The organism is Actinomadura geliboluensis (assembly GCF_043197915.1).
GTDB lineage: Bacteria > Actinomycetota > Actinomycetes > Streptosporangiales > Streptosporangiaceae > Spirillospora > Spirillospora geliboluensis.
On record NZ_JBICUA010000002.1, the window covers coordinates 476,521 to 497,196 of the forward strand.

The 20,676-nt window shown below is 73.4% G+C and carries 16 protein-coding genes; 9 read left to right on the top strand and 7 right to left on the bottom strand.

All coding sequences use genetic code 11. The features are described from left to right. Position 1: 1 nt before the first annotated feature. The 3 genes from ACGFI1_RS07750 to ACGFI1_RS07760 all read left to right on the top strand — a co-directional run bounded on the left by ACGFI1_RS07750 (position 2) and on the right by ACGFI1_RS07760 (position 4,784). Entirely contained in the window at positions 2 to 1,360 is a 1,359-nt protein-coding gene (locus ACGFI1_RS07750) for a dihydrolipoyl dehydrogenase family protein (RefSeq protein WP_392784003.1), read from the top strand. A gap of 42 nt (positions 1,361 to 1,402) precedes the next feature. Then, positions 1,403 to 3,388: a thioredoxin domain-containing protein gene (locus tag ACGFI1_RS07755; protein ID WP_392784005.1), complete on the top strand. Its 1,986-nt coding sequence runs from the start codon at positions 1,403 to 1,405 to the stop codon at positions 3,386 to 3,388. A gap of 205 nt (positions 3,389 to 3,593) precedes the next feature. Then, the gene (locus ACGFI1_RS07760; RefSeq protein WP_392784007.1) at positions 3,594 to 4,784 is read left to right on the top strand and encodes a C40 family peptidase; all 1,191 of its coding nucleotides are present in this window, start codon (positions 3,594 to 3,596) and stop codon (positions 4,782 to 4,784) included. 185 nt (positions 4,785 to 4,969) lie between these two features. Here the strand turns inward: ACGFI1_RS07760 and ACGFI1_RS07765 are convergent, their stop codons facing one another. Next, entirely contained in the window at positions 4,970 to 5,608 is a 639-nt protein-coding gene (locus tag ACGFI1_RS07765) for an acyl-CoA-like ligand-binding transcription factor (protein WP_240807677.1), read from the bottom strand. Next, positions 5,589 to 7,127: an MFS transporter gene (locus tag ACGFI1_RS07770; RefSeq protein WP_240807675.1), complete on the bottom strand. Its 1,539-nt coding sequence runs from the start codon at positions 7,125 to 7,127 to the stop codon at positions 5,589 to 5,591. The genes ACGFI1_RS07765 and ACGFI1_RS07770 overlap by 20 nt, the downstream gene beginning before the upstream one ends. 116 nt (positions 7,128 to 7,243) lie before the next feature. On the opposite strand from ACGFI1_RS07770, the gene ACGFI1_RS07775 reads away from it, so the two are divergent. From ACGFI1_RS07775 to ACGFI1_RS07790, 4 genes are all read left to right on the top strand, one after another. Further along, entirely contained in the window at positions 7,244 to 7,765 is a 522-nt protein-coding gene (locus ACGFI1_RS07775) for a hypothetical protein (protein ID WP_138637007.1), read from the top strand. A gap of 181 nt (positions 7,766 to 7,946) precedes the next feature. Further along, complete coding sequence (locus ACGFI1_RS07780) at positions 7,947 to 8,834, top strand: isoprenyl transferase (RefSeq protein WP_138637006.1); 888 nt, start codon at positions 7,947 to 7,949, stop codon at positions 8,832 to 8,834. A 75-nt stretch (positions 8,835 to 8,909) separates the two neighbouring features. Beyond that, on the top strand, positions 8,910 to 10,322 hold the full coding sequence (locus ACGFI1_RS07785) for a PhoH family protein (protein ID WP_138637005.1): 1,413 nt from the start codon (positions 8,910 to 8,912) through the stop codon (positions 10,320 to 10,322). A gap of 526 nt (positions 10,323 to 10,848) precedes the next feature. Then, the gene (locus ACGFI1_RS07790; RefSeq protein WP_392784011.1) at positions 10,849 to 11,778 is read left to right on the top strand and encodes an aggregation-promoting factor C-terminal-like domain-containing protein; all 930 of its coding nucleotides are present in this window, start codon (positions 10,849 to 10,851) and stop codon (positions 11,776 to 11,778) included. Between the two features lie 67 nt (positions 11,779 to 11,845). On the opposite strand, the gene ACGFI1_RS07795 is transcribed toward ACGFI1_RS07790, so the two are convergent. The 4 genes from ACGFI1_RS07795 to ACGFI1_RS07810 all read right to left on the bottom strand — a co-directional run bounded on the left by ACGFI1_RS07795 (position 11,846) and on the right by ACGFI1_RS07810 (position 17,418). Beyond that, complete coding sequence (locus ACGFI1_RS07795; protein ID WP_392784013.1) at positions 11,846 to 13,267, bottom strand: class II fumarate hydratase; 1,422 nt, start codon at positions 13,265 to 13,267, stop codon at positions 11,846 to 11,848. A 138-nt stretch (positions 13,268 to 13,405) separates the two neighbouring features. Next, positions 13,406 to 14,668, bottom strand: a complete 1,263-nt coding sequence (locus ACGFI1_RS07800; RefSeq protein WP_138641983.1) for a serine/threonine-protein kinase — start codon at positions 14,666 to 14,668, stop codon at positions 13,406 to 13,408. Between the two features lie 166 nt (positions 14,669 to 14,834). Further along, the gene (locus ACGFI1_RS07805; protein ID WP_301178082.1) at positions 14,835 to 16,475 is read right to left on the bottom strand and encodes a fumarate hydratase; all 1,641 of its coding nucleotides are present in this window, start codon (positions 16,473 to 16,475) and stop codon (positions 14,835 to 14,837) included. A gap of 1 nt (position 16,476) precedes the next feature. Next, complete coding sequence (locus ACGFI1_RS07810) at positions 16,477 to 17,418, bottom strand: EamA family transporter (protein WP_138641981.1); 942 nt, start codon at positions 17,416 to 17,418, stop codon at positions 16,477 to 16,479. A 113-nt stretch (positions 17,419 to 17,531) separates the two neighbouring features. Between ACGFI1_RS07810 and pdxR the strand changes: the two genes are divergently transcribed. Both pdxR and ACGFI1_RS07820 read left to right on the top strand, forming a co-directional pair. Beyond that, positions 17,532 to 19,085 (top strand): MocR-like pyridoxine biosynthesis transcription factor PdxR, encoded by a 1,554-nt coding sequence (gene pdxR, locus ACGFI1_RS07815; protein WP_392784014.1) that lies wholly within the window; start codon positions 17,532 to 17,534, stop codon positions 19,083 to 19,085. 29 nt (positions 19,086 to 19,114) lie between these two features. Continuing rightward, positions 19,115 to 19,345, top strand: coding sequence for a hypothetical protein (locus tag ACGFI1_RS07820; RefSeq protein WP_387069667.1), 231 nt, complete (start codon positions 19,115 to 19,117; stop codon positions 19,343 to 19,345). Positions 19,346 to 19,446: 101 nt separating this feature from the next. Here ACGFI1_RS07820 and ACGFI1_RS07825 read toward each other — a convergent pair whose 3' ends face one another. Next, entirely contained in the window at positions 19,447 to 20,676 is a 1,230-nt protein-coding gene (locus ACGFI1_RS07825; RefSeq protein ID WP_392784016.1) for an MFS transporter, read from the bottom strand.

Consider the following 20,676-nt stretch of genomic DNA (forward strand, 5'->3'; position numbering starts at 1 on the left):
CATGGCTGACGAAGTCGATGTCGTGGTGATCGGGCTGGGCCCCGGGGGAGAGGACGCGGCCGGGCGGCTGGCGGAGGCGGGCCTGTCCGTCGCCGCCGTGGAGTCCCGCCTGGTCGGCGGCGAATGCCCGTACTACGCCTGCGTCCCGACCAAGATGATGGTGCGCGCCGCAGGGCTGCTCGAAGAGGCCCGCCGCGTCCCCGGGATGGCGGGGGAGTCGACCGTCACTCCCGACTGGGGTCCGGTGGCCGCCCGCATCCGCGACGAGGCGACCGACTCGTGGGACGACAAGGCCGCCGCCGACCGCCTCACCGGCATGGGCGTGCGGTTGGTGCGCGGTGAGGGCCGCATCACCGCGCCGGGCGAGGTCACGGTGAACGACCAGGTGTTCCGCGCGCGCAGGGGCATCCTGCTCAACACCGGCACGGCCCCGGCCGCCCCGCCCATCGATGGGCTCGCGGACACGCCGTTCTGGACGAACCGGGAGGCCGTCCAGGCGACCGAGGTCCCCGCGTCGCTGATCGTCCTCGGCGGCGGTGTCGTCGGCGCGGAGATGGCGCAGGTCTTCTCCCGGTTCGGCACCCGCGTCACGGTCGTGGAGGCGGCCGACCGGCTCCTGCTCAACGAGGAACCGGAGTCGAGCGCCCTGATCCGGGACGTCTTCGAACGCGAGGGCATCGGCGTCCGCACCGGCGTGGACGTCACCGGCGTCGGCCACGACGGCACCGAGTTCACGATGCGCCTCGGCGACGAGGCCCTGCCCGCCGAACGCCTCCTCGTCGCGACCGGCCGTCGCCCCAACCTGAAGGGCCTCGGCCTCGTGCACGTCGGCCTGGACGAGGACGCCCGCCGGCTCTCCGTGGACGGCCACATGCGCGCCGCCGACGGCGTGTGGGCGATCGGCGACATCACCGGCATGGGCGCGTTCACGCACGTCTCCATGTACCAGGGGGCGATCGCCGTCCGCGACATCCTCGGCGAGGAGGGGCCGCCCGCCGCCTACCGCGCCGTGCCCCGTGTCACCTTCACCGACCCCGAGATCGGCTCTGTCGGCCTCACCGAGGCCCAGGCCCGCGACCAGAACCTGCCCGTCCGCACCGGCACTGCGCGGATTCCCGACTCGACGCGCGGGTGGATCCAGAAGGCCGGCAACGACGGCTTCATCAAGCTCGTCGAGAACCCCGAGTGGGGCACGCTGGTCGGCGCCACCGCGGCGGGCCCGGCCGGCGGCGAGGTCCTCGGCTTCCTGGCCGTCGCCGTGCACACCGAGACGCCCACGGCCGTCCTGCGCGACATGATCTACGCCTACCCGACCTTCCACCGCGCCATCGAGTCCGCCCTGGCCGATCTGTCCGCGTAGGCGGGGGGTGAGGCGCAGGCCGGATCGGGCAGGATCGGGGGCATGAACCGGCTCAAGGACGCGACAAGCCCGTACCTGCTCCAGCACGCCGGCAACCCGGTGGACTGGTGGGAGTGGACCGACGAGGCGTTCGCCGAGGCGCGCCGCCGCGACGTCCCCGTCCTGCTGTCCGTCGGGTACGCCGCGTGCCACTGGTGCCACGTCATGGCTCATCAGTCCTTCGAGGACGACGAGGTCGCCCGGGTCATGAACGAGCTGTTCGTGAACATCAAGGTGGACCGCGAGGAGCGGCCGGACATCGACGCCGTCTACATGGAGGCGACCCAGGCCATGACGGGCCAGGGCGGGTGGCCGATGACGGTGTTCATGACCCCGGAGGGGCATCCGTTCTACTGCGGCACCTACTTCCCGCGCGCTCAGTTCCGGGCGCTGCTGCAGGCCGTCCACAAGGCGTGGACGGAGCAGCGGGACGAGGTGGCCGGGCAGGGGCAGCAGGTCGTCGCGGCGCTCACCTCGCGCGGGTCGGGCCTGGCCGGGGACGAGGCGCCCGGCGAGGAGGCGCTCGCCCGGGCGGTGGCGGCGCTCGACACCGCATACGACCCCGAGCGCGGCGGGTTCGGCGGCGCGCCGAAGTTCCCGCCGTCGATGGCCCTGGAGTTCCTGCTGCGCCACCACGCCCGCACGGGCGGCGAGCGGGCGCTCGAGATGGCGTCGCACACCCTGGAGGCGATGGCCAGGGGCGGCATGTACGACCAGCTCGGCGGCGGGTTCGCGCGGTACTCGGTGGACGCGGGCTGGGTCGTCCCCCACTTCGAGAAAATGCTCTACGACAACGCGCTCCTGGCGCGCGTCTACGCGCACTGGTGGCGGCTCACCGGGACGCCGTTCGCGCGGCGCGTCGCGCTGGAGACGTGCGACTGGATGCTCCGCGATCTGCGAACCACCGAAGGCGGTCTCGCCTCCGCACTCGACGCCGACAGCGAGGGCGCCGAGGGCAAGTACTACGTCTGGACGCCGGCGCAGCTCCACGAGGTGCTGGGCGACGAGGACGGCGCGTTCGCCGAGCGCCTCTTCAACGTCACGGGCACGTTCGAGCACGGCACGTCGGTGCTCCAACTCCTGACCGACCCGGAAGACGCCGACCGTTACGAGCGCATCCGAACGACCCTGCTGGCGGCGCGCGCGCACAGGATCCCTCCCGCGCGGGACGACAAGGTCGTGGCCGCATGGAACGGCCTCGCCATCGCCGCGCTGGCCGAGTGCGGCGCGCTGTTCGACCGTCCCGACCTCGTCCGGGCGGCCGAAGAGGTGGCGCGCCTCCTGATGGACGTCCACGAGCGCGACGGACGCCTGACGCGCACGTCCAAGGACGGGGTCGCGGGCGCCAACTCCGGCGTCCTGGAGGACTACGCCGACGTGGCGGAGGGCCTGATCGCGCTGCACGGCGTCACCGGCGACCCGCACCACGTGCGGATGGCGGGCGAGCTGCTCAACACCGTCCTCGAACGGTTCGCGGACGGCTCCGGCGGCTTCTACGACACGGCCGACGACGCGGAGCGGCTGTTCCGCCGCCCGCAGGACCCGACCGACAACGCGACGCCGTCCGGCCAGTTCGCGGCGGCGGGCGCACTGCTGTCCTTCGCCGCGCTCACCGGGTCGGACTGGCACCGGCAGGCCGCCGAGGCCGCGCTGGCCCCCGCCACGACGCTCGCCGCCGAGCACGCGCGGTTCGCGGGCTGGGGCCTCGCCGTGGCCGAGGCGCGCGCGACCGGCCCGGTGGAGATCGCGGTGATCGGCGACCCGGCCGACGAGCGCACTCGGGAGCTGCACCGCACGGCCCTGATGGCGGTCGCGCCCGGCGCGGTGGTCAGCGTCGGCCCGCCGGACGCGCAGGGCGTCCCGCTCCTGGAGGGGCGCGGAATGGTGGACGGGGTTCCGTCGGCGTACGTGTGCCGCGGTTTCGTGTGCCGCCTGCCCGTGACGACGCGCGCCGACCTGACCCGCGAACTCCGCGGGCAATTGGACTGATGGTCCACTTTGTGGCACTGTGACCTTGATCTCGTGCCCGCTTGGTGTTACCACTGAGTAGCCGGGACGGAACTGACCCGATGCGGCATGACGGGCGAGGATGCCGAGGCGGCGGGCCGGGTATCTGGACGGTGGCCGACAGGCTGATCCATAGTCGTGTCCCGGGGCCGGCGGAGCCGGCAGGGCGACCTCGAGGAGTGTGGCAGTGCGCAAGCCGAACCGCCGGGTCCTACCGACGATCATCGGCGTTTCGGTGCTGACGACCCTCGCCGCGAACGTGGCCGTCCTCGTCGCGCACGACGACGGGCCCCCGGCGCAGGCAAGCCGGACCGAGGAGAAGCGCGCCCGCTACGTGGCCGCGTCCGGCAGCACCACCCTGTCGCCCACGGCGGTCGCGCCGCTCGGCAAGCGGCTCACCCCGCACGTGCTCGTCGCGGCCCCGACGACCCTGCCGGACGACTTCGTCCGCAAGGTCCGCGGCGCCAAGGGCGTGCAGGGCGTCGAGGTCGTGGACGCCGTGCAGGGCATGGTCGCGGGCAAGCGGGTCGGGCTGATGGGCGTGAACCCGTCCACGTTCCGCAACTACACGCCGAAGCCGACCGCGAAGTCGGACGCCCTCTGGCGCAACCTGGCGTCCGGCGACGTCGCGATCTCCTTCACGATGGGCAGCGACGGCGGCGTCAAGCTCGGCAGCCAGGTCCCGGTCGGCGGCACCCGCAGCCAGTCGCAGCTGCGCGTCGGCGCCTACGCCACCATGGGCATCAGCGACGTCGACGCGGTCATCTCGCACACCACCGCGCAGACCCTCGGCATGCCGAGCGGCAACGCGATGCTGATCAGCGTCCCGAAGAGCCAGCCCAAGACGTTCATCAAGAAGCTGCGCAAGCACCTGCCGAAGCAGGCCAAGGCCGTCGCCGTCAACCCGGAGATCGACTTCCCGAAGGCCGGCGACGTCCCCGCCGCCAACGGCCGCGTCATGACCGCCCAGCAGGTCCAGACGGTGATCAAGGCCGCCTACACCCGGCTCGGCTGGCCGTACGTGTGGGGCGGCGAGTCCGAGGCCGAGGGCGGCTACGACTGCTCCGGCCTGATGCAGTACGCCTTCGCCAAGGCGGGCATCCGCCTCCCGCGCGTCGCCGCCGACCAGGCCCGCGCCGGCTGGGTGATCCCCTACAGCAAGGCGCAGCCCGGCGACATGCTCATCTGGGCGAACGACCCGACGGCCCCCGGCTACATCTCGCACATCGCCCTCTACCTGGGCAACGGCAAGATGATCGCCGCCCCGCGCCGCGGCACCGTCGTCCAGGTCCAGAACGTCTACACCCGCAACATGCGCGGCGCGGTCCGAGTGAACCCCCAAACCGCAGCCAAGGTGGCCGGAGCGATAGGCGGCTGAGTTTGTCCAGGGGGGCGACCCCCTGGAACCCCCGTCACGGTCGGCGGGCCGTTTCCCGATCCGCTGGCGCGTCTCGTGAAACAGCCCGCCGACCGGCGGGCAGGCCCGCTGCGCTCGCAGAGCTCGCTCCGCGTGCCTGCCCGTGGCCGGGGGCCGGGCTCCTGGCTTCTTGGGGTGCCTCTGAATTACAACGGGCAGCCTTGGGCTAGAAACTCGAGGTTGTGGTCTATCTGGGCCGGGAGTTCCTCGTAGGTGGTCTTGCCGTCGATCAGGCGGTACAGGGCGGCTTGGAGGACGCCGAGGACCGCCCAGCCGAACGCCTCCACCTCCGGGTCGTCGGCGGCGCGGCCGGTCCGTTCGGCGAAGACTTCGCTGAGGATCTCGAACGTCGCCCGCATCGACTCGAACGTGCGGCCGCGGAGGGAGGGGACGTCGGCGGTGAGCCGCAGCCGGGTCTTCAGGGCTTCCAGGTCGCTCTCGTACAGCTGCGGCAGGATCTCCCGGAGCATGGCGCGCAGCGCCTCGACCGGCGGCATCTCGGGCGGCTGGTCGCGCAGGACCTCCGCCATGATCGGGTCGTACACGTCGGTGACCACGACGTCTTCCTTGGTGGGGAAGTAGCGGAAGAACGTGCTCGGCGAGATCTCCGCCGCCGCCGCGATCTGCTCGACCGTCGTCTCGTCGTACCCCTGCTCGGCGAACATCCGGAGGGCGTGGTCCTGGATCGCCCTCCGGGTCCGCAGCTTCTTGCGCTCCCGCAGCGGCAGCCGGGCCAGCCGGTCCTCCATGCGGTCGATCGCGTGCTCAGGGGACGACGGGCTCATGGTCCGATTGTCGGGCATCGGCGGCGGGGGCCGCATCCTCCCGTCCGCGGCGCGGCATGAACAGCCACAGCAGGACGGCCGCGGCGAGGGAGCCGGCGCCGCACGCGGCGAACACGGCGTCCATGCCCTGGACGTAGGCGTCGCGCGCGGACGCGAGCAGCGCCCCGTCGTCGAGGCGGCCCGCGACGCGGACGGCGCCGCCGATGGAGTCGCGGGCGGCGGCGGCCGCGTCGGCGGGCAGGTGGCCGGTGCCGACGTGGTCGCGGTAGACGGCGGCCAGCAGGCTGCCGAGGCCGGCGACGCCGAGCGTCCCGCCGGTCTGGCGGAGCGTCTGGACGAGCCCGGAGCCGCGTCCGGCCTCCTCGGCGGGGAGGGCCGCGAGCACCGCGTCCATCGCCGGGATGAGGGTGAGGCCGGAGCCGAGCCCGATGACGACGAGCCACGGAACGGTGGTGCCGTAGCCGTCGCCGGCCTCGGTGAACGCGGCCCAGCCGAGCCCGGCGGCCAGCACCAGCAGGCCCGCGACCATGATCGGCTTGTGTCCGGTGCGGGCCGCCGCGCGGTCGGTGGCGACCGCGCCGGCCAGCAGCCCGGCCAGCATCGGGACGATCTTCAGCCCGGTCTCGAAGACGTCGCTGCCCTGGACGGCCTCCAGGTACTGCGGCAGGACGAACAGGAGCCCGCCGAGCAGCAGGTTCGCGGTGACGGCGGCGACCATCGCCCACACGAACGCGCGGTCGCGGAACAGCCGCAGGTTCAGCATCGGCTGCGCGGCCCGCCGCTCCCAGGCCACGAAGCCGGTGAGCAGGAGGGCGGCGAGGGCGAACGCGGCGACCGACACCGGGTCGCCCCAGCCGCGGACGGGCGCCTCGATGACGCCGTACACCAGCGCCACGAGCCCGCCCATCGACAGCAGCGCGCCGGGGAGGTCGACGCGCGGCGCCGCCGGGTCCCGAGTCTCGGGCAGCAGGAAGGCGACCGCGAGGCCGCCGGCCGCCACCACCGGGACGTTGATCAGGAAGATCGAGCCCCACCAGTAGTGCTCCAGCAGCCAGCCGCCGAGCAGCGGGCCGAGCGGCAGCCCGACCGCGTTCGCGGCCGCCCAGATCGCGACGGCCCGGGTCCGCTCCTCCGGCGGGAAGATCGCCGGGAGCATCGACATGGACAGCGGCAGGACGACCGCCGCGCCGAGCCCCATGAACGCGCGGGCGGCGATGACGCCGCCGGTGCCGCCCGCGAACGCCCCGGCGAGCGAGGCGGCGCCGAAGACGGCGAGGCCGGCCAGCAGCAGCCGCTTGCGGCCGAGCCGGTCGCCGAGCAGCCCCGCGGGGAGCAGCACGGCCGCGAAGACGAGCAGGTAGGAGTCGACGATCCACTGCAGCTCGCTGGTGCTCGCGTCCAGCTCCTCCGACAGCGTCGTCAGCGCCACGTTGAGGATCGTCAGGTCGAAGCCGAGCGCCAGCATGCTCAGCGCCAGGGCCGACAGCCCGATCCAGCGCCGGGCGTACCCCACGGACATGAGAGCAACCTCCAAATGAGTCGAACTATGAAATGAGAGTAACTCTCAAAAGAGGTCGCGTGTCAATCGAGGGGAAGGCTGGCGCTCGTCCGGGTATGCGCTGTAATTTTGATTACATGAGTACGAGTGAAGCGGTGGAAGAACTCCGCGGCTGGTTCTCCGGGCGGCTTCCGGACGGGTGGTTCGAAGGCGCGCCCGAGGTCGTCCTCGACCGCGAGGAGGCCAGCGTCATCGGCCGGCTGCCGCTGCCGGCCGCCGCCGCCGCGGTGTCGGGCGCGGAGCGGTCCGGCGTGGTCGCCGGGCACGTCCAGCGCTTCCGCGAGGAGACCCGCGAGCGCCGTATCGGCATCGCGCGGGAGGCCGAGCAGCGCTTCGGCTACAAGGTCTCCTGGGGCGTCGAGTGCGACGGCGAGCGCGAGATGTTCACCCACCTGTCGGTGCCGGTCATGACCCGGCTCCGGCAGCCCGAGCGGCGCGTCCTGGACACGCTCGTGGACGCGGGCGTCGCGCGCAGCCGCAGCGACGCGCTCGCCTGGTGCGTCCGGCTCGTCGGCAAGAACACCGACGCGTGGCTCGCCGAACTGCGCACCGCGCTGCAGCACGTCGAGCGCGCCCGCGCCGCCGGCCCGAAGGCCTGAGACCGCCCGTCCGGCGCGGCCCCGCCGGGCCCGCGCCGGGCCGCGCCGGAACCGGCCACGGCCCGTACCGGACGTGCCGCGCGGCACCCCGGCTTTCCCGTATCGGCGGGAGAACTGTCCCCGCCGGGCCATAATTGAGCGTTCTTCCCGGCAGGGACGGGTCGCTCGGAGGGAAGCCCAGATGGGGGTTCGGCGTACGGGAAATCCGCGGAGCGGGCAGCCGCGCGGCGGGCGCAGCGAGGGCGCGCGCCGCCGTCCCGCCGAGGGCGGGCGGCTCGTCTCCGCGATCCGCCGCAGCGGCCCGTACGGGGCCGTCCGCGACGTCGTCTACCGACTGTACGAGCGCCGCGTCGAGGCCGACCTGCCGACCGACGTCATCCCCCGCCACGTCGGCGTGATACTGGACGGGAACCGGCGTTGGGCCAGGTCGATGGGGCTGGCCGACGTCAACACCGGGCACCAGCGCGGCGCCCAGAAGATCTCCGAACTGCTGCAGTGGAGCGCCGAGGCCGGGGTCGAGGTCGTCACGCTGTGGCTGCTGTCCACCGACAACCTGAACCGCCCCGCGGACCAGCTCGACCCGCTGCTGGAGATCATCGAGAACACCGTCCGCAAGCTCGCCGCCGACGGCTGGCACGTCAAGCCCGTCGGCGCCCTCGACCTCCTGCCCGACAAGACGGCACGTGTCCTGAAAGACGCGGCCGAGACCACATCCGGCGCTCCCGGCCTGATTGTGAACGTCGCCGTTGGGTATGGAGGTAGGCGTGAGATCGCTGATGCGGTGCGCTCACTGCTCATCGAGCAGGCGAGCCGGGGCACCAGCATCGAGGAACTCGCCGAGTCCCTCGACGTGGAGCACATCGCGGAGCATCTCTACACGCGCGGCCAGCCGGACCCGGACCTGGTCATCCGCACCTCGGGCGAGCAGCGGCTCTCCGGCTTCATGCTCTGGCAGAGCGCCCACTCGGAGTTCTACTTCTGCGAGGTCCACTGGCCGGACTTCCGCAAGGTCGACTTCCTCCGGGCGATGCGCTCCTACGCCGCGCGGCACCGGCGCTACGGTACCTGACCGTCCCCAGCGGACCACCGCCCCCTGGGCGGACCTGGGCGCCACCCGTAGGTTCCCCATTCCCAGGGAGATCGAGTGGCCACATCCTCCGCGCGCCGTCCCGGCACGTCCGGGAACTCCTCCGGAACCAAGGTCCCGGGCCTTTCCGGGGGGAGTGGGGGGTCGTCCCCCCACCAGGACCGGGAGCGGCGCACGTACGTCCTCGACACCAGCGTCCTGCTCGCCGACCCCGGGGCGCTGACCCGGTTCGCCGAGCACGAGGTCGTACTCCCCATCGTCGTGATCTCCGAGCTGGAGGCCAAGCGCCACCACCCCGAGCTCGGGTACTTCGCCCGGCAGGCGCTGCGCACGCTGGACGACCTGCGGCTGCGGCACGGGCGGCTGGACGAGGCCGTGTCCGTCGAGGGGCCGCTCGGCGACCAGGGCGGCACGCTCCGGGTCGAGCTGAACCACTCCGACCCGAGCGTCCTGCCGGACGGGTTCCGGCTCGGCGACAACGACACCCGGATCCTGTCGGTGGCCGGGTGGCTCGCGCACGAGGGACGGGACGTCGTGCTCGTCTCCAAGGACCTGCCGATGCGGGTGAAGGCGTCCGCGGTCGGGCTCGCCGCCGAGGAGTACCGGGCCGAACTCGCGGTCGTGGAGTCCGGCTGGACCGGCATGCGCGAGCTGGAGGTGACCGCCGGCGCCGTCGAGGAGCTGTACGACTCGGGAACCGCCGACCTGGAGGAGGCGCGGGACCTGCCCTGCCACACGGGGCTGCGGCTGCTGTCGGAGCGCGGCTCCGCGCTCGGCCGCACGCTGCCGGACAAGTCGGTGAAGCTGGTGCGCGGCGACCGCGAGGTGTTCGGGCTGCGCGGCCGGTCCGCGGAGCAGCGGATCGCGCTCGACCTGCTGATGGACGAGGACGTCGGCATCGTCTCGCTCGGCGGGCGGGCCGGCACCGGGAAGTCGGCCCTCGCGCTGTGCGCCGGCCTGGAGGCCGTCATGGAGCGGCGCCGGCACCGCAAGGTCGTGGTGTTCCGCCCGCTGTACGCGGTCGGCGGCCAGGACCTCGGCTACCTGCCCGGCTCGGAGAACGAGAAGATGTCGCCGTGGGCGCAGGCCGTCTACGACACGCTGTCGGCGGTGACGACGCCGGAGGTCATCGACGAGGTCCTCGACCGGGGGATGCTGGAGGTCCTGCCGCTCACCCACATCCGGGGCCGCTCGCTGCACGACGCGTTCGTGATCGTGGACGAGGCGCAGTCGCTGGAGCGCGGCGTGCTGCTGACCGTCCTGTCGCGGATCGGCGCCGGGTCGCGGGTCGTGCTGACCCATGACGTGGCGCAGCGCGACAACCTGCGGGTGGGGCGGCACGACGGGGTCGCGGCCGTGGTGGAACGTTTGAAGGGCCACCCGCTCTTCGCGCACGTGACGCTGACCAGGTCGGAGCGGTCGCCGATCGCCGAGCTGGTGACCGACATGCTGGGCGACGTGGGCGTCTGATCCGGGCGCCGCGCGCATGAGGAGACCCCGGCGGGCCCGCTGGGGGCCGCCGGGGTCTCGTCGTCTCAGAACACGCGTATCCCTTCCCTACGGAACGTGATCACCAAACCTCGTACCGTAGAATTGTGATTAAGGTCACAGACGCGCCGCCAATAGCGGAGACGCGCAGGCGGGCCGGGCGTTTCGGGGCCGCCGCGGGGGAGTTGACAACGGCGCCGTCGGCGGCATTGGTCTCGTTTCGGTTGCGAAGCCGCCCGCGGCCTCCGGCATTGTGTCTCCTCGTAAGCACCCCGAGCGGTGCCAGGCCGGTGCGCGGCCCCCCGAAAGACGCGCCCCGGACGAGGCGCCGGCCGGGCCCGGAGCCGCGCACCCCGTGGCGGTCCGCCGGGCCGGGGTGGAAACAGCTCGTGCGCGTGTCCATGCGCGTGCGACCGTCGGAAGGACCGCCTTGTACGGAGACCGTCCCGGGTCCCCTAGGCGAGACGATCGACAGAACTTCGACCTCCCGGCCCCCGTCGCGGACGCGATGGCCGCCTTCGAGGCGCCGTCTCCCGCCGCCGGGCAGCCGTCCCCCGCGCAGCCCGCCTTCGAGCAGCCGTCCTTCGAGCAGCCGTCCTTCGCGGGGCAGGCCCCGCGGGCGTCCGCGCCGCACGAGGACGACGTGCGCGTCGCCGGCACCGCCCGCGCCGCCGCTCCCGGCGGCGACACCCTCGGCTTCGACTCCGCCGAGCCGCTGAGCCCCGCGGGCCGCGCCCGCGCCGGGCGCTCCGCCGGGCACGGCGGCGGCTCCGGCGGGCGCACCGGCCTGCGGATCGCCGCCGTCGCGGCGGGCGCCGCCGTGGTGATCGGCGGCGGCGCGGTCGCCGCGCTCGCGTTCACCGGCGGCTCCGGCGACTCCGACGACGGCGCCGCGACCGTCCAGCCGACCCGGCAGCTGGCGGACGCCGCCCCGCCCAAGGTCGACCCGAAGGTGCTGGAGCAGCAGCGGCGCGAGCTGGCCCTGGAGCGCGCGTCCCGCAAGACGCGCGAGGACGACGGCAAGGGCCCGGCCCTGCGGCCCAAGGGCGCCCCGATCCCGACCAAGACGCCGGAGAAGAAGAAGGACGGCGCGGGCGGCGGCGGTGGTGGCCCGGTCGGCGACCCGGTGCCGAAGGGCGAGGCGCAGGAGATCGCCAAGAAGCTCATGCCGAGCTTCGGGTTCACCGGCGACGGCCAGTTCGGCTGCCTGGTGAACCTGTGGGAGCGCGAGAGCGGCTGGAACACCCACGCGGCCAACCCGTCGTCGGGCGCGTACGGCATCCCGCAGGCGCTGCCCGGCTCCAAGATGGGGAGCGCCGGCCCCGACTGGCAGAACAACGCCACCACCCAGATCAAGTGGGGCCTCGGCTACATCAAGGACCGCTACAAGACGCCCTGCGGCGGCTGGTCGCACTTCCAGTCGGTCGGCTGGTACTGATCCCGGCTCGGCGCGTCCCGGCGCCCGTACGGGCCGCTGGGACGCGCGCGGCCTCCCGCCGGCGGCCTCAGCCGCGGGAGCTGGGGCGCCGGCCGCCCGGCGTGCCGGTCATGCCGAGCACGTCGAGCGCCGCGTCGAGTTGCTCGACGGTCAGCTTCCCGTCGTCGACGTAGCCGCGTTCCAGCACGACCTCGCGGATCGTCCGGCGCTCCCTGAGCGCCTGCTTGGCGACCTTCGCCGCCTCCTCGTACCCGATGTAGCGGTTCAGCGGCGTCACGATCGACGGCGACGACTCGGCGTACTCGCGCATCCGGTCGGCGTCGGCCTCGATGCCGTCCACGCAGCGGTCCGCGAGCAGCCGCGACGCGTTGGCCAGCAGCGTGATCGACTCCAGCACGTTGCGGGCCAGCATCGGCAGCATCACGTTCAGCTCGAAGTTGCCGGACGCGCCGCCGAACGCGACCGCCGCGTCGTTCCCGATGACCTGCGCGGCGACCTGCGCCACCGCCTCCGGGATGACCGGGTTGACCTTCCCCGGCATGATCGACGACCCGGGCTGCAGGTCCGGCAGCCGGATCTCGGCGAGCCCGGCGCGCGGCCCGGACCCCATCCAGCGCAGATCGTTGGCGATCTTGGTGAGGCCGACCGCGACGGTGCGCAGCGCGCCGCTCGCCTCGACCAGCCCGTCCCGCGCGCCCTGCGCCTCGAAGTGGTCGCGGGCCTCGGTCAGCGGCAGCCCGGTGACCCGCGCGATCTCCGCGATGACGCGCGCGGCGAAGCCCTCCGGGGTGTTGATGCCGGTGCCGACCGCCGTCCCGCCGAGCGGCAGTTCCGCGAGCCGCGGCAGGACGGCCTCGAGCCGCTCCACGCCGTGCCGCATCTGCGACGCGTACCCGCCGAACTCCTGGCCGAGCGTCACGGGCGTGGCGTCCATCAGGTGGGTGCGGCCCGACTTCACCACGGTCCGGAACTCGCCGGCCTTGCGCGACAGCGCGGCCTCCAGGTGCCGCAGCGCGGGGATCAGCTCGGTCAGGACGGCCCCGGTCGCCGCGATGTGGATCGAGGAGGGGAACACGTCGTTGGACGACTGGGAGGCGTTCACGTGGTCGTTCGGATGGACGGGGCGGCCGAGCCGCTCCTGCGCCAGCGTCGCGACGACCTCGTTGGCGTTCATGTTGGACGACGTCCCGGACCCGGTCTGGAACACGTCGATGGGGAACTGGTCGTTCCAGCGGCCGGCCGCGACCTCCCGGGCCGCCTCGGTGATCGCGGCGGCGACGTCCGCGTCGAGCACGCCCAGCTCGGCGTTGACCGTGGCCGCCGCGGCCTTGATGTGGCCGAGCGCGGCGATGTGCGACGGCTCCAGCGTCCGCCCGGAGATCGGGAAGTTCTCCACCGCGCGCTGGGTCTGCGCCCGCCACCGGGCCGCCGCCGGTACCCGCACCTCGCCCATGGAGTCGTGCTCGACCCGGAACTCCTGCTCGGACATGGAAGCCTCCCCTTCGAACCTTCTGCCGTCCTTCATGGCAGCCTGTCAGGTGGCTCCCGCATTCCCCGGGGTGGGCGTTCTCACTCCCCGCCCGCCCCCGGGTCGCGTGCGGCCGGGGACCGTCCCCCCGGCCCCGGCTCATCCCTTGTTAAGGGTGTAGTTCTTGCGCTCGCCTGGCGCCCCGGGCGGCTTCTGCTCGCCGTTCACCCACACGTCGCAGGCGGACGCGTCGTAGACCACCGCGTTCAGGCGGGGCTGGTCGTAGCGCCGCGCGTCGCCCTTGTGCAGGGTCTCGTCGCTGAGCACGGTCATCGCGTTGCCGGGCACCGACACGAAGATCTTGCACGTGTCGGTGCGGGCCCGCACGACCAGCGTGGCGGACGCGACGCCGGGCGGCGCGGCGGCCTGCGACGAGCCGGCGGGACTGGACGTGGTGGCGGTGGGGGAGGGCCCCGGGCTCTCCCGCATCATGCCGACGATGAGCGCGGTCGCGCCGATCCCGCAGGACGCGACGGTCGCGCCGATCAGCGCGATCACGGCCATCAGCCGGTAGCGGGGCGTCGGCGGGCGGCGGCCGGAGCGCGGCCCGGCGAGGGCCCGCTCCAGCCGGTCGACGGCCCGCGCGTGGCTGAGCCGGCGGGTCGGGTTCTTCTCCAGCAGCCCGGTGATGACGGGCGCGAGCGCGCCCGCGTTCTGCGGGGACGGGGTCGACTCGTTCGCCAGCGCGGACAGCGTCGCCATCACGTTCTCGCGCTCGAACGGGGGGCGGCCCTCCAGCGCCGCGTACAGCGTCGCGCCGAGGGACCACAGGTCCGACCGGGGGGTGGCCTTCTCCCCGGCGGCGACCTCGGGCGCCACGTACGCGGGCGAGCCCATGAAGTGGCCCGTCTTGGTCAGGCTTGCCGAGCCGGAGGAGAACGCGAGCCCGAAGTCGGTCAGCACGACCCGGTCGCCGTCCAGCAGCACGTTGCTCGGCTTGAGGTCGCGGTGCACGATCCCGGCCTTGTGCGCGGTGTTGAGGGCGTCCAGCAGGGCGCGGCCGATGTGCGCGACGCGTTCGGGCGGGAGCGGGCCCGACCGCTCGATGAGCTGTTCGAGGCTCGGCGCCTCGATCATCTCCATCACGATCCAGGGGCGGCCCTGCTCGATGACGACGTCGTACACCTCGACGATGGAGTGCGTGCGCAGCTGAGCGGGCGCGCGCGCCTCCCGCAGGGTGCGGCGGTAGAAGACCACCCGGTCGTCCTCGGAGAGGTCTTCGGGGAGCCGCAGCTCTTTGATCGCCACAGCGCGATCGAGGAGCTCGTCATGCCCTCTCCAGACGATGCCGTTGGCACCCTGACCTATTTCCGAGACCAGCCGGTAGCGCGTCGCTAGAACGAGGCGCTCTGACTGTGACATGGCGGAAAAGATACCGGAGTGGCCAGGCGGTCATCCGGGAGACCTCAGGAGGAACTATATTTTCGGCCCAATACTGTGACCTACTGACGAGAAACCCGGCGGCCGGGCGCCCCGCGGCCTCCCGGACGGCCCTCCCAGCGGACCGCCCGAGAGCCGCAGCCGCGCGTCAGCGCCTGCCGATGCTGAGGACGGGGCCGGTGGTGTCGGCGAAGAAATCCTCGCCCTTGTCGTCCACCACGATGAACGCCGGGAAGTCCTCGACCTCGATCTTCCAGACGGCCTCCATCCCGAGTTCCGGGTATTCGAGGACCTCGACCTTCTTGATGCAGTCCTGGGCGAGGCGGGCGGCCGGGCCGCCGATCGAGCCGAGGTAGAACCCGCCGTGCTCCTTGCACGCGTCCGTGACCTGCTTGGACCGGTTGCCCTTGGCAAGCATCACCAGCGAGCCCCCGGCCGCCTGGAACTGCTCGACGTAGGAGTCCATCCGGCCGGCGGTCGTCGGGCCGAACGAGCCGGACGCGTAGCCCTCCGGCGTCTTGGCGGGCCCCGCGTAGTAGACGGCATGGTCGCGCAGGTACTGCGGCATGGGCTCGCCCGCGTCCAGCCGCTCCTTGATCTTGGCGTGCGCGATGTCGCGGGCCACGACCAGCGGGCCGGTCAGCGACAGCCGCGTCTTCACCGGGTAGCGGGTCAGCTCGGCGCGGATCTCGTCCATCGGCCGGTTCAGGTCGATCCGGACGACCTCGTCGTTCAGGTGCTCGTCGGTGGTGTCGGGCAGGTACTGCGCCGGGTCGGTCTCCAGCCGCTCCAGGAACACGCCCTCCGCGGTGATCTTGGCGAGGGCCTGCCGGTCGGCGCTGCACGACACCGCGATCGCCACCGGGCAGGACGCGCCGTGCCGGGGCAGCCGGATCACCCGCACGTCGTGGCAGAAGTACTTGCCGCCGAACTGGGCGCCGATGCCGAGCTTCTGCGTCAGCTCGAACACCTGCAGCTCCAGCTCCAGGTCGCGGAAGCCGTTGCCGAGCGGGGAGCCCTCCGTCGGCATCGTGTCCAGGTAGTGGGCCGAGGCGTACTTGGCGGTCTTCAGCGCGTACTCGGCGGACGTCCCGCCGACCACGATCGCCAGGTGGTACGGCGGGCACGCGGCGGTGCCGAGCGAGCGGATCTTCTCCTCCAGGAAGGACATCATCCGCTTCGGGTTCAGGACGGCCTTGGTCTCCTGGTACAGGAACGACTTGTTCGCGCTGCCGCCGCCCTTGGCCATGAACAGGAACTTGTAGGCGTCGCCGGGGGCCGCGTACAGCTCGATCTGCGCGGGCAGGTTGGAGCCGGTGTTCTTCTCGTCCCACATCGTGACGGGCGCCATCTGCGAGTAGCGCAGGTTCAGCTTCGTGTACGCGTCGTACACGCCGCGCGAGATGTGCTCCTCGTCGGCCCCGTCGGTCAGGACGTGCTGGCCGCGCTTGCCCATCACGATGGCGGTGCCGGTGTCCTGGCACATGGGCAGGACGCCGCCGGACGCGATGCCCGCGTTCTTCAGCAGGTCCAGGGCCACGAACCGGTCGTTCGGGGACGCCTCGGGGTCGTCCAGGATCCGGCGGAGCTGCGCGAGGTGCGCCGGGCGCAGCAGGTGCGCGATGTCGCGCATCGCGGTCTCGGTGAGCAGCCGCAGCGCCTCCGGCTCGACCTGCAGGAACGTCCGGCCGTTCGCTTCGAACGCGGACACGCCGTCGGAGGTCAGCAGCCGGTAGTCGGTCTCGTCCGGGCCGAGCGGCAGCAGGTCGGTGTAGGAGAATTCAGGCATCTCAGGCAGATCCTCGCGCGATTCCGATGGGGGCCGCCTCACAGGCTACGGGTTCGCGGAGCGCGGGTTCACGGGGGGCGACCCGCGCGCGCAGCCCGGCCACGACGCCCGCCGCGACCAGCGCGGCCCCCGCCAGCTCGGCGGCGCCCGGCCGGCCGAGGCCGAGCACGACCGTCGTGACCAGCGCGCTGACCGGGACCAGCCCCGCGAACAGCCCGGCGCGGTCGGCGCCGAGCCGGCCGATCGCGTCGTACCAGAGCAGGAACGCGACCGTGGTGACGACGACGGTCAGGTAGCCGAAGCCCGCCGCCTCGGCGGCGGTCGGGACGCGCAGCACCGCCGTCCCGTCCGCGAGCAGCCCGGCGGCGAGCAGCATAGGGGCGGCCAGCGCGGCGGAGTAGGCGGACACCCGCAGCGGGCCGAGCCGGGGGAGCAGCGGGACGGCCAGCAGCGAGAAGCACACCTCGCCCGCCAGCGCGCCCAGCGAGAGCAGCAGCCCGCGGACGCTCCCGCCGCCGAGCCCGCCCGCGAGCGCCGCGCCGGCCGCCACCGCGCAGCCCGCCACGATCACCGCCGGGGCCGGCCGGCGCCCCTCCAGCAGCGGCCCGGCGAGCGCCAGCACGATCGGCACCGCCGCGATCACCGTGCCGATCGTGGCCGGGCTGGTGTCCGCGGTGGCCGCCACGATGCAGACGTTGAACGCGACCAGCCCGGTCGCCGCCAGGGCCGCCAGCAGCGCCCAGTCCCGCGCGGACGGCCGCCGCGCGGGACCGCCGGCGAACCGCGCGACGGCGAGCAGGATGAGCGCGGCGACGGCGTACCGGACCGCCTGGCCGCCGAAGACGGGATAGCCGGAGATGGTCGCCGAGACGGCGGTCAGCGTGCCGACGAGGAACATCGCGGACCCCGCGCCGACCGCGCCGCGCCTGTGAGACGTGTTCATGGACGGAACGCTAAGGCGCACTTGGTCCTGTAAACAGAGCCAATCGCCATGCTTGACTATGGACCATTACCGGCCCGGTGACGCTCGGGCTCCCTCTTGGCGCTGAGGGTGATGTGACCGACCTTCACCTTCCCCTGGACCGGTCCGCCGGCCGGCTGGCGGCGCAGATCGCCGCCGGTTTCCGCGCGGCCGTGCGCTCCGGCCGGCTGACCGCCGGGACCCGGCTGCCGTCGAGCCGCGACCTGGCGCGCGACCTGGACGTCTCCCGCGGCGTCGTCGTCACCGCGTACGAGCAGCTCACCGCGGAGGGCTTCCTCATCGCGCGGCGCGGCGACGGCACCCGGGTCGCCCCCCTGGCCCGCCCCGACACGTCCGCCGCCCCGCCGGACGGCGCGCCGCCGCGGCACGGCGCGACACCCCGCCCCGACACGTCCGCGCGGCACGGCGAGACACCGCGGTACGGCGAGACACCGCGGTACGGCGGAACACGGCAGTACGGCGGGACCCCGCTGCAGGACGCGCCCGGACACGGCGCGGCGGCCCGGCCCGGCGACCCGCCGCCCGCGCCGTCCTACGACCTGACCCCCGGCCGGCCCGACCTGTCCGCCTTCCCCCGCGAACGCTGGATCGCCGCCGCCCGCGCCGCGCTGCGCACCCTCCCGAACGACGCCCTCGGCTACCCCGACCCCGGCGGCGTCCCCGCGCTGCGCGCGGAACTGGCGGGCTACCTCGGCCGGGTCCGCGCCGCGCACGCCGACCCCGACCGCGTCGTGATCATGAACGGGGTCGCGCAGGGCCTGTCCGCGCTCCTCGCGCTGCTGCGCGCCGGCGGGCACCGGACGCTCGCGGTGGAGGACCCGACCAGCGCCCGGCAGCTGCCGATGATGGAGTCCGCCGGGCTGCGGCTCGCCCGCGTCCCCGTGGACGGCGAGGGCCTCGACGTCGCGGCCCTCGCCCGCAGCGGCGCCCGCGCCGTCCTGGTCACGCCCGCGCACCAGTACCCGACCGGCGTCGTGCTCTCCCCGGCCCGGCGCGCCGCCCTGATCGCCTGGGCGCGCGACGTGGACGGCCTGATCCTGGAGGACGACTACGACGCCGAGTTCCGCTACGACCGCGACCCCGTCGGCTGCCTCCAGGGCGTCGACCCCGAACGGGTCGTGCTGCTCGGCTCGGTGAGCAAGTCCCTCGCCCCCGCGCTGCGGCTGGGCTGGGCCGTCGCGCCGCCGTCCCTCGTCGGGCGCCTGCGCGAGCACCGCGCCGTCACCGACCTCGGTGCGCCCGTCCTGGAGCAGCACGCGCTGACCGAGTTCCTCCGCAGCGGCGGCTACGACCGGCACCTGCGCACCATGCGGCGCCGCTACCGGGCCCGCCGGGACGTCCTCGCCGCCGCGCTGGCCGAACATCTCCCCGGCGCGAGGGTTCGCGGCGTGTCGGCGGGCATCCACCTCTACGTGGAACTGCCGGACGGAAGCGACGAGGACGCGATCGTCGCCCGCGCGGCCGGCGCCGGCGTCGCCGTCGCGGGCGCCCGCCCCCTGTGGTGGCCCGAGCGCGCCGCCGCCGCGCCGCCCGCGCTCGTCCTCGGCTACGCCGGAATGGGCGAGACACGCCTGGTCAAAGCAGCGGAACTGCTGGGTCAAGCGATTACCCAGGGTGCCGGTGGGTAGGACCGACATCCCTGGAGTAGGAGGTTTGCATGAGTCTGGATGAGGCCGCGCGGCAGCTGAAGATGGCCGGCCACGATGCGCGGGTGGCCTTCGACTGCATCGGCCTGGGCGACCTCGAAAGGGCGCAGGAGCACGCGGTGACCCTCCGCGCCGCCGCGGACGCCGCCGAAGTGGCCCTCAGCCGCGCCCTGACCGACCTGACCCCCGAACAAGCCCAAGCAGAAGGCGAAAAGGCCCTACGCCTCCTAGAGGAAGTCTAAGCCGGACACCGCTCTGCGGGTCGGCCGGCCGGAGGGCGCTCCAGCGCCCGGAGGTCGCCCGGCCCGCGACGGGGTTCAGGGGGTCGCTCCCCTGGGGGAGATCAGACTGTTGGGCGTTGCATTGTGGGGGCGGGCGGAGCGGTGTCCTTCGCCGGGCTGGGGGCGAAGCCCTTGGCGGTGGCGAAGACGACCAGGATCAGGGCCGTGGGGATGATGAAGGCTATGCGCAGGCCGTGGTCGGCGCTCAGGGGCGCTATGGCGCCCACGACCGCGGCGCCCAGGACGAAGCCCACGTAGTTGAAGATGTTCACGCGGGCCACCGCGACGCCCAGGCCGGTCGGGTCGACCCGGCCGGCGGCGGAGAAGGAGACCGGGGCGATCACGCTGAGGCCGAGGCCAGCGAGCGCGAACGCCGCGATGGCGACCGCCGCGTTCGGGGCGGCGACCACGCCGGCCATGCCGACGATGCCGACCAGGCCGCCGATCCGCACCACCCGGACGGCGCCCGAGCGGCGGACGGCGAGGTCGGCGACGGCCCGGCTGACCACCATCGTGATCTGGTAGGCGACGTAGCCGAGCGGCGCGACCCAGTCGCTCGCCGACAGCTCGTCGTCCAGGTACTTGGCGCCGTAGCTGGAGATCGCCGAGTCGGCGAGGTAGGCGACGGCCATCGCGGCGCCGACGATGAGGATCGGGCGCCACGGGACGCTGCGTCCGGCCGCCTTCAGCTCCTCGGCGGTCGGCCCGTCGCCCTCCTCGGCGCGGCGGTAGAGGCGGTGCCCGGTGGCGAGGGACCCGGCGATCCCCGCGGCGGCGGCGATCGCGAAGCAGGCGGACAGCGGCAGGTCGATCTTGTTGGACAGCGACGCCCAGAGGCCGCCGAGGATGCCGGCGACGCTCCACACCGCGTAGAAGCCGGTGATCAGGCTGAGGCCGTAGCGGCGCTCGACGGCGATGGCCTGGGCGTTCATCGAGGCGTCCACCGCGCCGACGAACAGGCCGAACGCGGCGACCGCGGCGTACAGCGCCGCGTCGTTGTCGCCGGTGAGGCCGATCAGCGCGATCACGACCGCGACGGCGGGCTGGGAGACCCGCAGCACCGGGCCGCTGCCGAACCGCTGGAACAGGGCGCCGGACGCGACGCTGCCGACCCCTGCGACGAGCGGCACCATCAGCAGCACCAGCGAGAGCGTGGCGTCGCTGAGGTGGTGGGACTTCTGGATCTGCGGAACCTGCGTCACCAGCGAGGCGAAGCAGAGCCCCTGGACGGCGAACGCCGTGTACGCGGCGGACCGGGCCTGGCGGTCCCGTACGGTGATGCCCTGGGTCAT